This is a genomic window from Streptomyces sp. NPDC059080 (genome assembly GCF_042739975.1).
GTDB classification, from domain to species: Bacteria; Actinomycetota; Actinomycetes; order Streptomycetales; family Streptomycetaceae; genus Streptomyces; species Streptomyces benahoarensis.
This window is the reverse complement of sequence record NZ_JBHYGX010000069.1, coordinates 1-14,973: the sequence shown is the minus strand read 5'-3', so window position 1 is coordinate 14,973 and position 14,973 is coordinate 1. Positions and strand designations below refer to the sequence as shown.

At 69.5% G+C, this 14,973-nt stretch carries 6 protein-coding genes; 5 read left to right on the top strand and 1 reads right to left on the bottom strand.

Translation table 11 applies throughout. The annotated features are described in order from the left end of the window. The first annotated feature begins 234 nt into the window (after window positions 1-234). The 4 genes from ACFWWQ_RS29195 (at window position 235) to ACFWWQ_RS29180 (ending at window position 12,464) form a co-directional block, all read left to right on the top strand. On the top strand, window positions 235-1,980 hold the full coding sequence (locus ACFWWQ_RS29195; RefSeq protein ID WP_384602219.1) for a helicase-related protein: 1,746 nt from the start codon (window positions 235-237) through the stop codon (window positions 1,978-1,980). Next, window positions 1,977-4,304: a hypothetical protein gene (locus ACFWWQ_RS29190; RefSeq protein WP_384602218.1), complete on the top strand. Its 2,328-nt coding sequence runs from the start codon at window positions 1,977-1,979 to the stop codon at window positions 4,302-4,304. The genes ACFWWQ_RS29195 and ACFWWQ_RS29190 overlap by 4 nt, the downstream gene beginning before the upstream one ends. A gap of 96 nt (window positions 4,305-4,400) precedes the next feature. Next, window positions 4,401-10,370: a hypothetical protein gene (locus ACFWWQ_RS29185; protein ID WP_384602217.1), complete on the top strand. Its 5,970-nt coding sequence runs from the start codon at window positions 4,401-4,403 to the stop codon at window positions 10,368-10,370. Window positions 10,371-10,469: 99 nt separating this feature from the next. Beyond that, a complete protein-coding gene (locus tag ACFWWQ_RS29180) occupies window positions 10,470-12,464 on the top strand; it encodes a DUF4041 domain-containing protein (protein ID WP_384602215.1) in 1,995 nt (664 codons plus the stop codon). 1,232 nt (window positions 12,465-13,696) lie between these two features. Here ACFWWQ_RS29180 and ACFWWQ_RS29175 read toward each other — a convergent pair. After that, window positions 13,697-13,924 carry a hypothetical protein gene (locus ACFWWQ_RS29175; RefSeq protein ID WP_384602213.1) on the bottom strand — a complete coding sequence of 76 codons (228 nt, stop codon included), beginning with the start codon at window positions 13,922-13,924 and terminating at the stop codon, window positions 13,697-13,699. A gap of 511 nt (window positions 13,925-14,435) precedes the next feature. Here ACFWWQ_RS29175 and ACFWWQ_RS29170 point away from each other — a divergent pair. Then, entirely contained in the window at window positions 14,436-14,651 is a 216-nt protein-coding gene (locus tag ACFWWQ_RS29170) for a DUF6243 family protein (RefSeq protein ID WP_243627090.1), read from the top strand. Window positions 14,652-14,973: the final 322 nt, after the last annotated feature.

Here is a 14,973-nt window from a genome sequence, read left to right as displayed (position 1 = left end):
CCGGGGGCGGCGATTTTTTTGGTGTTCTTCGGGGGGGTGCCCCCCCCCCGCGGCTCCGCCGCCGGCCCCCCCCCGGCGTGCCCCCCCCCCGACTGCCCCCCCCCCGCCAACCGGGCCGTTCACGAGGCGCTGCGCGAAGGACTGTTCGGCCTGGCCGCCGAGGTGCCGGAGCCCGCCTCGGCCGCGGCGGTCGCCGAAGCGGAGCATCCTGATGTCGTCGGTGGGCTTGTGACGGTGCGCGAGAACCCGATCCGACCCGAACTCGCGGTCTTCCGCCGCTCTCTTGACCGGCTCGGGCAGGGCGGTGTGGCCGGGCTGGTGGAGCGCGTCGTGGACGTGCTCGACGGTCACGCCATCTTTTACTGCCTCACCGTCAAGGAGGTCAACACCCTCTACACGCACCTGCGCGAGTACATCGGTGATGCCGGTATCCGCGTGCTGCGGTTCCACGGCCGTCTGACGGAGGCGGAGAAGGCGGCCGTCATGACGGAGTTCCGGGAGGCGCCCCGGGAGGGCGACGAGGGCTTTGTGCCGGTCGTGGTGGTCGCCACCTCCGCGTTCGGACTCGGCGTCAACCGGCCCGATGTGCGCACCGTGATGTGCGTGTCGCCGCCCACCGACCTGGCCGCGCTCTACCAGCAGCTGGGACGGGCCGGACGCGACAGCGCGGGCCGGGGGACGACCGGGAAGGGACCGGCCAACAGCGGTCTCACCCTCGCGACGAGCCGGGGGCTGCGCATGGTCCGCTTCATGACGGGCCAGGAACTGCCCTCCCCGCTCCTGCGGCGCATGGGCGCCCTCGTTCTCGCCCAGCGGGACGGCACGTTCGACCCGGCACGGCTGGCCGACGTGCTCATGGCCGAGGACGCGTCGAGCGGTGCGCTGAGCGAAGCGGAGCTGGAGGACAGGCACACCCACGAGCGCTACCAGGGCGGCATCATGCGGGCGTTCAGTGTGCTCGCCGACCTCGGCGCCGTCGAGGATCTCGGCGACCATCCGCCGTACTGCGCGGTCCGGCCTGGTGACCTCCGACCGGTCGGTCACAGGACGGGGCAGTTGCCTCTCACAGTGGAAGAGCTGGGCGAGGGGCGCGATGAGGAAACGGCCGGGCCCGCGCGGCTGGAGCAGACCGTCATCGACATCGCCCTGTCCTGGGACACCCCGATCCACATCGACGTCCGGCTTCTCGACCGGGAACTCGCCGCCCGGTGTCCCGACTACCGGTCGGTCGCCGACGGACCCGCGGCGACCTGGGAACTGCTCGCCGACCTCCACGACCGCGGGCTTCTGGACGTCTCCGCGGCACCCAGCCGTCGTCTCGTCACCGGTCTGACCACCCGCACCGGCACCCTGCCCGACGGCTTCCTCGTGGTGCTGGGCCGCCGCGGCCGCCGAGCCGCCGAGGAACTGGCCAGGCTGCGGAACTTCTTCGACGCGAGCACGGTCTGCGCCCAACGGGTCTTCGCCGACTACTTCGGTGTCACCGACCTGCCCGAGGGCTGCTGCACCACGGCCCGCTGCCGTTGCTCCGCGTGCTGGGACACCGGTCGCTGGCCCGTGGAGCAACGGCGCCCTGCCGTCGCTCAGGCATTCGGCAGCCCGCGTCCCCGCGAGGGCGGTGGCGCCGACACTTCGCTGCGGCACCAGCGCGTCGACCTCCAGATCCACCGGTTGCTGCAACTCCAGCCGCGGGGTGCGCATCCGCGACGGCTCTGGCACGCGCTGCGCGGCGACGAATCCTCCTACAACCCGAGGACCCGAAAGATGAGCCCTTTGCCGAAGGCGATACGGGAAAGCCGCCACTTCGGCGGTCGGGCCGACCTCCCCTCTGCGGACATCGACGCGAGCCTTGCACGGCTGGCCGCCGCCGGAGCCGCCGTCGAAGAGCCGGACGGACTCTGGCGCGCACTCCGCCCGGCACGGCACCCGCGGTCCCACCGGCCGGAAAGCGGACCCGAGCGGAAGGAGGACGGGGTGTGACCACGGTGATCACCACCGGGGAGGGCACTTGGCAGCCGTACGTCGGCGAGCCGGTCCTCACTCCTGCCATGACCGACGGACACCGGAGCACGCCTCCCGAGGACCTGGAGCGGCTGCGTCGCTACCTGGAGGCGGTGGTAGCCGACCGTGCGTGTCCGGTGCACAGCGCGGTCGCCTTCAACGCAGCCTATTTCGGCTACGAACTCGGTGGCGACGGCTATGGGAACGGCCCCTTCGACCTGGACTCCTTCCCCTCCCTGACGCTCGGAGACGAAGGACCGGCCCTGCCCGTCGGAGCGCTTGTCCGGATCGAAACCGGCTCCGACCCGCTGTTCGCCGAGATCGTGTACAAGGAGGGCCGCCATCCCGGCGCAGAGGAGGGCGCCGACGTACCCGCGTGGGTGTCCGGCGCACCGGTCGGTGTGTGGGGACCGCAGGAAGGCCCGGAGACGCCGAGGCCCGTGCGCCGGGAGCTGCTGGTACCCGACCTCCGGGCCTTCGGCCCGGCACTGCAGCTCGGCGAGGCGAAGCTGCGGCGGTTCCGGGCCCGCCAGAAGTGGCTCAACAAGGACGGACACGTCGTCGTCGACGCCCGGTACGACTCTGTGTCGCAGGACGGGCTGGACGACTCGACCGCCTTCCTGCACCACCTGCTCACCCATCAGCGAGAGGCACTGCTGAGCCCTCTCGTCCCCATGTCCGTCGCCCACCTCGCGGGGAGCAGTGACCAGGAGCGGCTCGAAGACGCTCTCATCGGGCTGCTGGACACCGTCACCCATGCCCTGCGCACCAGCGACAGATTGCGCACCTGGGGCCGGTACGCGCTGACCCGTACCCGCATCGGGGCCGGCCTGCGCCACGACGGGCCACTGGGGGGAATCGATCTGCGAGCTCTGGCGGGCTCCCTGGAGCGCAGCGCCGCCCCGGCCACCCGCCGACGTCATGGCCTGAGCGGCTCGCGCACCGTGTACACGGCGATCGGGCCCTGGCTGCGCGGCGTCGACGGTGCCGAACCACTGCTGACCGGCGTGGAGTACGCGGTCTCGGTATGCCGCGCCAACCTCGCGGTCGCGGACTTCGTGCGCGGTGACACGGACAACGGCCTGCGCGCCGAGGCCGATGTACGGATCACCCTCGACGACGACTTCGAGAGCGGCGGCATCTGGCGGTCCCACCACCCGGGCTCGGAAGAAGCGGACGGAAGCGATCCGCTACGCCCGGCGGAACGCGGCTGGCACGACACCGTGCAGCCACCCGCGCTGCCCCGGACCGTCGCCGCCCCTCTTCAGAGCGCTCCCCACGAGGAAGACGAGGAAGGGCGGTACACCGATGCCGAGCCCGCAGACACCCCGTTCGAGGACGGCGACCGGATCGGCCGGCCCCACTACCTGCGGATCAACGACAGCGAGGTCTGCTGGCAACTCCCGCTGCGCCTCGCCCACCTCATGGAGGAAAGACTGCCGCTGAGCCGGATGGTCAGGGAAGGGCTGACGTGCCTCGGCGTCGACCGTGTCCCCGTACGCCTGGAGATCAGCCATGACGGGGGCGAGCTCGACGCGTCCGAGGAGGTCCAGGAGGTCCTTCTCGACCTCACCGATGACAGCGGCATGCTCCGGAACGTCCAGTGGCCCATCGACTTCTTCCCCGGGCTGTGCCTGCACATCCAGTGGCCGCGCGGCGGCACCGTCTTCCGGGTCCACACTGTCGCACTGGAGGACCCCGTCGAGATCGACGGACAGCTCGTCGCGCACCGCTACGACCCTGGAGTCCTCACCCGAGAAGGAGCCCCGGGCTGCGACCGGGACGGCGACTCCGCCGCCGCCCTCGACACCCGGCGCCTTGTCCTGCGGGCCGTACGACGCTTCGGCCGGCTCACGCCCGATGGGCATGCCCTGCTCGACCGGAGCGCCCTTCCCCGGGGCGTTTACCACACGACGCCCGCCCCGCACCAGGTCACCGCGTTGGAGCAGGCCATGGACGAACTCCTTGTCGAACGGCATCTCTTCCCGGCCACCGGCAGCCGCGGCACGGACGGTGAGCCCCATCATCCCGTTCGCGACGGCGAGCCGCTGATCGCCCTGATCGGCTACGCGCCGAACCCCGTGGTGGTGCCTCGGCCCGGCTCGGGCTCCGGGGTGCCCTCGCAGGACAGGGGCGCGGAGCACTTCGTTCATGGCTTCCTGCGGAGGTTGCCCCCGGGATCGGAGCCGACCGGCGCGCAGCATGCCGCCTACCGCGAACACTGCCGCCACGTCGGAAAGGCGGACGGCTGGGAACTGCCACCCGGCTACACCTTCGTCACCGCACACTTCCGCCGGCGCTGACCTGCCGGCGGACCACGCCGGCGTGCGCCGAACACCACCCCGGCATCGACACCGCAGAACACAAGAGATCGGGACCGAATGACCTTTAGCCATCCCGTGGTTGCCACACCACCGCTCTCCCCGCAGGGAACACCGCTCGGCCTGCTCAAGGAACTCGCCGCAGCCCTCGACGGGCTCGGCCCGGTCCTGGACACCGCCCTCGGCGACCTCACCGTCGGGGAGACGGAACTCGCACTCAACGCCCTCGGGCCCAAGGACCGTCAAGCCACCATGCAAGGTCTCGGTTTTCGCAAGGTGGAGCCGCGGCGCTTCGGGCGTGTGCTCAGCGAGCAGGTACTCAAGCGGGTGCAACGGGTGGAGTCGGCTGACCGCAGGCACGCCGTGTCCCACCTCACGGCTCGGATCATGAACGACCTCGACCGCGTGGTCGGGGCGCACGGGCCCGCCCGCACCGGGCCTGGGCCCGTGGACCGCTGGGGCACCTGTCTGCTCCGCCTGGCGCTGTTCTCCCACATCCAGGCGTCGGCGTACGACGCGCGTCTGCTCGTTTGGGCCGCCGGCCACGACTGGTTCGGCGTCGACGCGGACGAAACTGCCCGGGGCTTGGTGTTCAAGGTGGCCCGGCATGTGATCGATGAGACTCCCGGGTTCGACCAGCCCATCGCGCCGCACGATGACGTGGGGGCCGAGGGCCCACAGCCGATCACGACCCTCCTGGCTTCCCGGCGGCCCGATCACACGGAACCCCCGAAGCCGGACGGGCCCGCCAGGGAACGCGGACAGCAGGCCCCCAGCGAGCGGGACTTCATGGACGAGTTGACCGCGACCGAGGAGGAACTCCCGCGCGTCATCGAGGAGGCGCGAGGCGCCGCCGACCGGCTGCGCTCCTCCCTACTGGAAGGGTGCCCGCCCGCCCACACCGATCTGGCACCACTGGCTGCCGTCGCTCCGGCGTTCTCCCGCGCGCGGGCGGCGCTCTCCGCGGTCGGCGTCACCTGTGTCGCCGACCGCCTCACCGACATCCTCACGGCGTTCGACGACGTCCGTGCGCGCGCCGAACGGAACCAGAGGGACGCAGAGAGCCGTCGCGCGGTCGGGACGGTGATGACCCTCGGCTGTTCCCAGGACAGCGCGGTTGCTGCGGTGGTTGCTGACGCCCGACAGCGTGCTGAGGCACTGCTCGCGAAGCAGGAGTGGGACGCAGAGGATGACGCCTGCGCGCACTTCCTCGCGCTGCTGGCACGCCTCGCTGGCATGAAGGACCAGTTAGACGTACAGCAGGAGATCATCGGGCTCCAACAACAGCTGTCGGTCGCACATCCGCCGTACGCCGTCGCCGCCGTACTGTACGAGCAGATCACGGTGACCGAGGAATCGACCGCCGATGACGCGGCCGTCCCGCAGAGCGCGGACGCCGCCGAGGCTCGGGAGACCCCGGAGCGCACGGTTGCCCCGGAGGAGGCCACTGCTCCGGAGGGCGACACCGGCACCCCCGTGCCGCAGAACCAACAGAACCACCGCACCGCCGATTCCGGCCCGGACGAGCACGGCTCCCGGTCCGGCGACGCCGAGGAGCAGCAGCCTGCGTCGCCCCGGCCGGCCCTCGTCGGTTCCGTGGCGACCACGGTGACCACCGAGACAGTTGCCGCGGGCAGCACTCACCAGGTGGGTATCGAGCCGGTCCTCGCCCGGCTCATCGCCGAGAAGCGCTTCGGGCTCGCCGCCCACCTGTCGCAGGCCGCAGACCGTCCGGACACCGAGTCCGCAGCCCTGCGTGTGGCTACCGCAGCGACACTGCTGCGCTCCAGGACCGGCCGCGCGGCCCAGGTTATCGAGGAGTCGCTGCACGAGTGGGAGGCGCGTAGGGAGGGTGACACCGATGCTCTCTCCTTGCTCCTGCTGCCCACCCTGGTCCGAGCGGCTCTGGTGACGGGCGCGCCTGTGGTCGGTGCGCAGCTGCGGGCACTCGCCCCGCACTTACCTGGCGCCTTGCACGAGGTGGCGACCACGGTGGCGGAGCGCGCCCTGCAGGGCGCGCTTCTCATCGCGCCGCCCCGCGCCGTCGTCGCCGACGTTTCTCACACCGAGAGTGAGCTGCGGGCGGCCGTGGATGCCTGCCAGGCCCTGCTCACCGTGCCTCGCCTGCGCTTCCAGCGGGCCAGCGCCATGGTGCAGCGCTGGCTGGCTCCGACGGGGCTGCTCGGTGGCGTGCTGACCGCGATCGTGGCAGGGGCCCCGGACGCCACCATGCGAGCGGACGAGCTGCTGGAGAACCTCGCCCGGCGCACGCAGATCGAGGCGGCGCTCGACGAGATGGACGCTGCGCTGCGCGGGCCGGGCGGCCGCGGCCTCCAGGGGCCGGGCCGCAACAACGTTCGCCACTTCCTGGAGCGCGGGCGGGACGCTGTGCGACAGTGGCGTGCGGCCAAGCGTGACCTGGAAGCGGGACGTGCGGAGGAGAACGCGTGGGCGTTCCAGTCCGTCGCCTCGCTGCGACTCTCCCTTCTTGGTCTGCGCGAACGGGTCTCTGATGACCTCGCCGCGGCCGAACGCAGTTCCGCGGCCTTGGCGAATGCCACCGCCTACGTGGCCCGGGATCTGTTCGCCGAGGTCTTCGACGGGCTGGACGCGGACAGCCGACCGGTCGAGGCGGGACCCGAGCCGGACGCGCAGCAGGTCTTGGACGCCGAGCTGTACAAGGCGCGACCGACCGCGCCGGGTGAGAAACCCACCATGCATGATCTGCTGGAAGCCGTGGATCGTACCTGGGACGATGCGATCGAGCAGCAGCTCGCTGCTGACGAGTACGGCGTGGTCCGTACCATTACGGATCTCGCCGACCTCGATGTGCTCCCGGCGGCCCACACCCTGACCCTCTCCGAGGAGCGCCGCACGCAGCTCACTGCAAGTGAGCGGGAGCGCCGCGCGGCGCTCACCGAGAAGCAGCGGCAGCTGGCCGTCCGGCTCCGCCGGTCCCAGGCGGACGAGGCGCTCACCGTCGAACAGGACGTCAGCCTTCAGGAGCTGCTGGCGGACGCCAGGGCACACCTGGAGCACGACGGGCCGGACGAGCTGGCCGCAGTCCGCCGCAACCTCGACCGGGTCGAGGTACTCCTGCCCCGCTACCGCAAGGAAGCCGCTGACCAGCTACGTGCCCGGCTGGCCGCGCTGACGGACGTGAGCGCGGAGGACCGCGAACGGGTTCAGCGCAATCTGGACACCGACAGTCTGGCCACCGCGGCCGAACTGGTCTACTTCCTCGAACTGGGCGAGCCGGTACCGGAGATCAGGTCCGAGGACTCTCATCTGGAGGCGTTCTTCCCCGCTGTACCCGATGCCCTGCCTGGCGGTATCGACGCCGAGCTGATCACGGCCGTCCGAACCCGTGGCCGGTACGGTGACGACACCACGCTGAATTATGCCGGGCTTTCGGGAGAGGAGGCCGAACGCGCCGCCGCGGCCCTGGAACTGTGGAACACGCTCGCCGCGGTCAAGGACCGTATCAAGATCAACCCGCGCGAGAGCCTTACCCCGGCCCTGTCGCTGCTCGGATACGAGGCGCGGCGGGCTCGGCCCTTGGACGACCTGCCACGGGGCAAGGACTACCGGTTCTTCGAACTGACGGACGTGCATGTCACCGGCCGCGCCTGGGCGCCGTCCTTCGGATCCCAGATCAAGGACCGGGGCCGCAAACTGCGTGCCCTCCTCATCTGGGGCCGCCCCGCGGCGAAACTGCTCATCAGCCGGGCGCTCCAGGATCCTGACGAGAGCAGTCTGCTCGTTGTGCATTTCGGAGCGTTGGACAGCAGGACCCGCATCGAGCTGGCCGCCGCCTCCCAGGGCGCCAAGCCGATCATGGTCATCGACGATGCCGCGCTGGCCTACCTGGTCGCGCACGGCAATCGCCGGGTGGACGCCACAACCGAGACGCTGCTGCCGTTCTCCGCGGTGAACCCGTACATCAAGGAAAAGCGCGGCCAGATCGGCCGGGAGATGTTCTACGGCCGTGACCGTGAGCGCAAGAGCATTCATGATCCGGCGGGGACGCAGATCCTCTACGGCGGCCGAGGTCTCGGCAAGTCGGCCCTGCTTGCCGACGCGGGCGATCGCTTCGAGGAACAGCGCCCCGGGGCGTACCGCAAGCTCTACCTCAACCTGGACAAGATCGGCATCGGCCGGAGCACCGCACTCGGTGCGGAGGCCATCTGGCCCACGCTGGACCAGGAACTGATCAGGCAGGGCGTCCTGGAGGAGCCCCGGCGCCGGGACCCGCAGCAGGAGTCGTGGCAGCGGGTCACCAACGGGATCGCCCGATGGCTCGATCAGGACCCCGACCGGCGGCTGCTCATCCTCCTCGACGAGTGCGACCGCTTCTTCGAGGCGGACGTCCCCGAGTGCACGGAGACCCGTCGACTGCGCGGTTTGGGCGAGGACTCGCGCGGCCGGGCCAAGGTCGTCTTCGCCGGTCTGCACTCGGTGCAGCGCTTCACCCGGCTCGCCAGGAACGGCCCCTTCAGCCACCTGGCGCAGACCCCGACGGTCGTCGGACCGCTCGCCCCGCAGTTCGCGGCCGACCTGATCGTGCACCCGATGCGTGCGCTCGGCTTCGAGTTTGCCGACGTCGACCTCGTCAACAGGGTGCTCGGATTCTGTTCGTACCAGCCCTTCCTGCTGCAGATCTTCGGCAGCCGGATGGTGCAGGTCATGCAGGACAAGCGAGCGCGCACACCGCTCTGCCCGCCTCCGTACACGATCGAGGAGTCCGACGTCGACGAGGTGGAGCAGGACGCTTCGCTGCGTTCGGACATCACCGCGGCGTTCAAGGACACCCTCGCCCTGGACGACCGTTACCACGTCATCGCCAACGTCCTCGCCCAGCACGCCCGGGACAACGGCCTGGAAACCCGGCTCAGTGACCGGGAGCTGCGGGAGGAATGCGCCGGCTGGTGGCCCCAGGGCTTCGAGCAGCTGGACAGCGAGGGCTTCCGCGCCTACCTGCAGGAGATGGTGGGTCTCGGGGTCCTGGCGCCGAACAACGACGGGCAGGGCTGGCACCTGAGAGGGCCCAACGCGCTCCGCATGATCGGCACTGCCCAGGAGATCGAGGCGCGGCTGCTGAGGGCGGAGAAGGAGTCCCGGCTGGAGGAGACCGTTGTGCTGGAGAGCCGTCCGGTGCTCCTCGACGGTAGGTCCGCCCCGCTCACCGTGAACCAGATCGACTACCTGCTGGGGGAATGTGTCAACCAGGTCCGTGTCGTGCTCGGTACGCAGGCAACCGGCATTGCGGACGCGGAGCTGACCCTGCGAACCGTCACCGGTAGGGTGGCGGGCTGGTCGGTGCCCCCGATCGGCAGCGCCAAGACGTTCCGCAAGGAACTCGCCGCGGGCCGCTCCGGCGAGCGGCGCTTGCTCATCAGCGACCTCTCGTTGGTCAGTGAGAAGTCCTGCCAGGATTCCCTGAGCCTGGCCAGAGTGGTCCTGCCCGAGGCTGCAGAGGCCACCAGGTCCGTGGTCCTGGTGTCGGGTGTGGCACAGCTCGGTTTCTGGGCCAGCCTTCTCACCGGCCCCGAGGCCGACCACGACACAGTCGTGGCGCTGCGCCGGCACGACCTGCGCAGCCTGAAGGATTGGACGCGTCGCTACAGCCTGTGCGAGACGGAAGAACGACTGACCCGTCTCGCGACGGCGACTGGCGGCTGGCCGTACCTACTGGAAAAAGCCCTGCAGTTGCGTGAGCGTCGGCCCAACCAGGACAGGGTGCTGGGTGACCTGACGTCGTGGCTGGAGCAGAGCAGCGGTGCCGAGCAGTTCGTCGAGGCCGTGGGCCTGCTGGAGAGTGACACCCTCAAGGCCGCCTACGACGGGGTCGTCGAACAGCTCGGCACGGACTGGCATGACGAGGGCTACCTCATCACCGCGGCCGAGATGGCCGGCCTCTCTGCCGACGAGGCGCTCTGGGCCATCACCTGCCTGGAAGTCCTTCAGGTGTTCGACCGGGACGGGACACGCTTGCGTGTCGAGCCGGTTCTCCACTCTGCGCTGGGTGCACTCGACGGCAAGGCATGACCTACCGGTGGGGGCCGGGTGCGGGCCCGGCCCCCACCGTACCCACGGCCGCTCACGGTGACGGTTGGCATGACGATGACAAGAGAAAGCGAACTCCCCTTGCCCATACACTCCTCCCGACCCGACGTCGATGCGGCAGCTGCCGCGATCAGGGGCATCTGGTTCCCGATCAAGGGCTCCGTGAAGAGCCTTCCCGAGGTGCTGACACCGGACGAAACCGTTCAAGCCCTCGCCGTCGCGCACCACGACGGCGTCATGGGAGTGCTCGCCCTCACCGATCGCCGTGTGCTGTTCCGCGCGCAGGGCTGGTCCGGCCAGCGGCTCGTATCCCACGCCCTCGGCGAGATCTCCGACCAGGGCTGGACGGGAGGACTGGGCCAGGGGACGCTCACCTTGTCCGTCGCCGGGTGGGCGACCGAGTTCAAGAACATGGACAAGCGAGACGGCCAGAACCTCGCCGACCGCCTGGCACATTGGCGCCAGTGGTACGCCCAACAGGTTGGCACCGTTGCTCACCCTGCCTCCGGACAGCCCCTCCCCGCACCGGTCTTCGCTCCCGCGCAACCGTTCACGGGCTCCGCGCCTGTCCCCGTGCAGCCGTTCACCAACCCCGTTCCCGTCCCCGCTCAGCCCGGACTGACGACCCCAGCCGCTCCTGTGCCGCAGCACCCGTCCCGGCCCGACGGCGGTGGAGGTCTCTTCGGCCGCCGCCGGAGAGAATCGGAGGCCGAGGCCGCCCGCATGGGGGACGAGCTGCGTGCCCAGGCCGCCCACGCCGAGGCGCTGCGGACGGAGAACCAGCGTCTGCTGGCCGAGCTGACCGCCCTCGCTGGTGCCGACGTGGTCCGTCTGGTCCAGGAGACCGAGCGCCTTCGCCGTACCCATGCCGAGAACCTGGCCGAGCTCCAGCGCATCGACGCCGTCCTTGACACGAAAGTGGAGGCCGCGGCCGAACGCGCCGAGAACGAACTCCGCGGCTCCCGGCAGCGGCTGCACGAGATGGAGATACAGGCCCAGGAAGCCGAGCGTCGGCTGACCGCGGCCAGAAGCGGTCTGGTCGTCACCGACGACTTGGCACTGCTGCAGGAGGCGGGCATCTACGCGTACCGTCACCCGCTCGCGGACGCCGTTGCCTACAAGGCCGAACTCGACCGGATCAAGGAGCGTTACAAGGCGCTCACCAAGAACGGGCAGGCCGTCGTCGGGGTCACCGAGTGGACGGTCAACGGCTCCGCCGCCGAGGGACGCCGTATGGTGAGTGACTTCTCCAAACTGATGCTGCGCGCCTACAACGCCGAGGTCGATACCGCCGTACGGGGCATGAAGCCCCACCGTCTCGCCTCCCTCATCGACCGGCTGGTGAAGTCCCGGGAGACCATCGCGCGGCTCGGCAAGACCATGCAGATCCGAGTGACCGACGAGTACCACCGTCTGCGGGTGCGCGAACTGGAGCTGACCGCCGACCACTTGGCCAAGGTCGAGGAGGAGAAGGAGCAGCGTCGTGAAGAGCGGGTACGGCAGCGGGAGGAGGAGCGCCTGGAACGGGAGATCGCCCGCGAGCGCGCCCGGCTCGACAAGGAGCGCAACCGCCTCGTCCTGGCACTGACCCGGGCCCGCTCCGCTGGCCAGGTGGCCCCGGACCAGATCGAGGAACTGGAGCGGAAGCTCGGTGAGATCGACGCCGACGAGGAGGCCATCAACCGCCGCGAGGCCAACAACCGTGCGGGGTACGTGTACGTCATCTCCAACATCGGTGCGTTCGGCGAGTCCATGGTCAAGATCGGCCTCACCCGTCGTCTCGACCCCATGGATCGTGTCAACGAACTGGGCGATGCCTCCGTTCCCTTCCGCTTCGACGTGCATGCGCTGATCTACAGTGACGACGCCGTGAGCTTGGAACGCGCCCTGCACCAGGAGTTCGAGGACCGGAGAGTCAACAGGGTCAACGCACGCCGCGAGTTCTTCTACGCCACTCCGGCTCAGGTCTGCGATGCCCTGACCCGTCACGCGGGGCAGCACCTTCTTGAGTTCCACGAGGAACCGGACGCCCCTGAGTGGCGGGCCAGCATGGCGTCGGCACAGGCGAACCGTTGACGGACGACACCTGACAACGGGCGGCTGACGGCGGCGGGCGGGGGCACCGTCGTCGGACAGGGCAGGAGCGGGACAGCGTCAGCCAAGGTGAGATGTCTGCGGAGCGAGTCGGTTCTTGGTCCGTCACTGGTCCGGAAGGGCTGGTCAGGAGCGGGATGGCCGTGGGAGGAAAGGGACGTCATGAGGGAGAACGTTCCCTGCTCCGAGCAGATCGAGCGGAAGGCGTCTGACGGGCAAAAACCCGGTTCAGGCGCTTTCTCTCGCACCTCTGGAAGAACCCGAGCTTCTTCGGCGAGTAAGACACCAGAAGAATCTTCGTCTGCTGGTGGTACACCGCCCGCACGCGCTTGACCAGCGAATATGCTCGGGTGTGAGGTAAGCGTTGGTGCGCTGGTCCGAGTGTGGTCCGGATTTTGGATCGTCCATCTCCGCGGTCGACGGGTCTCCGGCCGATGCGGCGCCGCCACTGTCTGTCGCCTGCGTCGTGGACGACGACGCTGAGCCTTGTCGGCCCACCGCAGTTCCGCGAGGTCCTTGCGGGACGTGCCCCCTCATTCCCGGGACGACGACCCCAATAAGGACTTCGCGCCGATCCCGAACGGGATACCTCCGCTCGAGCGGAGGTATCCCCCGTGGTGGGTCCGGTGATCTGCCGGAAGGCGCAAGTGCGCACGAGGACCGCGCCGTGCAGGACACCGTTGAGTCAGACTGAAGCTGGTCGGTGCTACGGACGGCGCGCTGCGAGCGGAAAGGCAAAACCCTTCTCCCTCGCCCGCCTCACCCAGGTTGTCCCGTCGCCGAGCCCGTACCAGCGTGACCAGCTGGTACGCCTTGTGGAGGGGCTGCTGCTGAGCGGCGAGGACGACGCGCTGGTCGCGGCCCGGCTGCGGGCGCGGACCATATTTCCGGATGGCGAACGCAGAATACACGATGGTCAGTCTTTTGTATCGTGAAAAACAGAATGGCCGATTCAGCGTCGCTGACGTGCGAATTGTCCGGAGAGATTTCGGAGGATTGCTTTCCGGTTTGTCTCGCCGGAAACTTCCATCGTCAGATGCCTGTCTGGAGGGTCGCTCGGATTCCGCTCAAGCTGCGGGCTCGCCGTCTCGGTCGGGCGCCGCACTGGGGCCCGCGGCCAATCTTTTTCGTGCAACCAGAGGTCGACACGAACAAGATCGTCGCGAGCACTTCACGACCACCGGCCCGAGCCCGATCCCCGCCCTGCGGGCGTCTCACCACCGTCGGCGGAAATGGTCGCTGAGCCGACCCGGGGTGAAGGTGATGGGCTGGCCGGCGCTGCGATCGGTGCCGATGATGAACTCGGGATACGACTCGGCGGTTGCGTATGGGGAGGCGAGGTTGGTCGGCGTGGAGCCGATAGGCAGGATCAGGTGCTTGCCGCACAGGCGCACGAAGGCTGGCGGTCTCTCGTGGCCGCTGTTGACGTCGAAGGTGCTCACCTTCGTGCGGGCGGTTGCCTTGAACCATGGGGCGGGCGCGGTGCCGAGACAGGCGATCTTGTCGTACTGGACGACGAGGAAGCGCTCGCGGACGGCCAGGTGCGGTTGAGCTTCCTTGGCTAAAGGTTGTCCCGTAACGGCGGGGCGTAAGTGAGATGATCTCTCATGCCGTCAGTATGCTCGCGACCACTGGCAACGCCCGCGACGGCCCAGTAACGTCCATCTGGACCTGCCCCGGGCGGGCGGCGACCACCGGCGGGTGCTGGCTGTGCTGAGATTCCCGGAAGGAAGCGGCTGGCCCCGGGCGCCCGCCGAAGGCCCGGCCGATGCCGGGGCGGCGAAAAGGCTGGTGTGCGGGGCCGGCGGAACCGGGTAAGGTCCTTGTCATGTTCTTCCAGACGCCGATTTACGAGTGAGAGCGTGATGGGCCACTGCTGACGTCCTTCGACGTCGCCGCCCGTCCCCCACCGATGAATCCGTAGATCACTTCACATCATTACCGGGAGAACCCGTGACCGTGAGCAAGAACATCAACAACCCCGTGGGCATGGGCGGCGGCCAGCGCAAGAAGCTGTCCCGCGCCGAACGGCAGAACAACGGTCCGCACCGCAACCTCGACCGCCAGGGTGCAGCCGACCAGAAGGCGGAACTGGTGCGCAAGATGCGGGAGAAGGCAGGCGCAGCTGAGGGCGCCGGGCAGGCGGGCGACGACACCGCACAGAGCTGACGCACCGCCGCAGCGGGGCGGCACCGCATGGGGCAGGGCCCGGACCGCGACGCGCGGTCCGGGCCCTGCTGCCGCACCGGGCGCGGCCGGTACCGATCAGCTCTCGGCCGACCACCCGCGGCAGCCGCAGATTCAGCAGTCCCGTCACCGCCACCACCCCGAGCTGCACCAGAAGCGTCACCACCAGCGCGTTCCCCCGTGCCCAGCCCGGGCGACACCGCAGCTATCTTGATCTTTAACCTCAGGGCCCGAACGAGTCCTCGTACTTGATCACTCGGACTGGTAACTGCCGTGCGTGCGGGCGGCCTTCGGCTGAGCATGT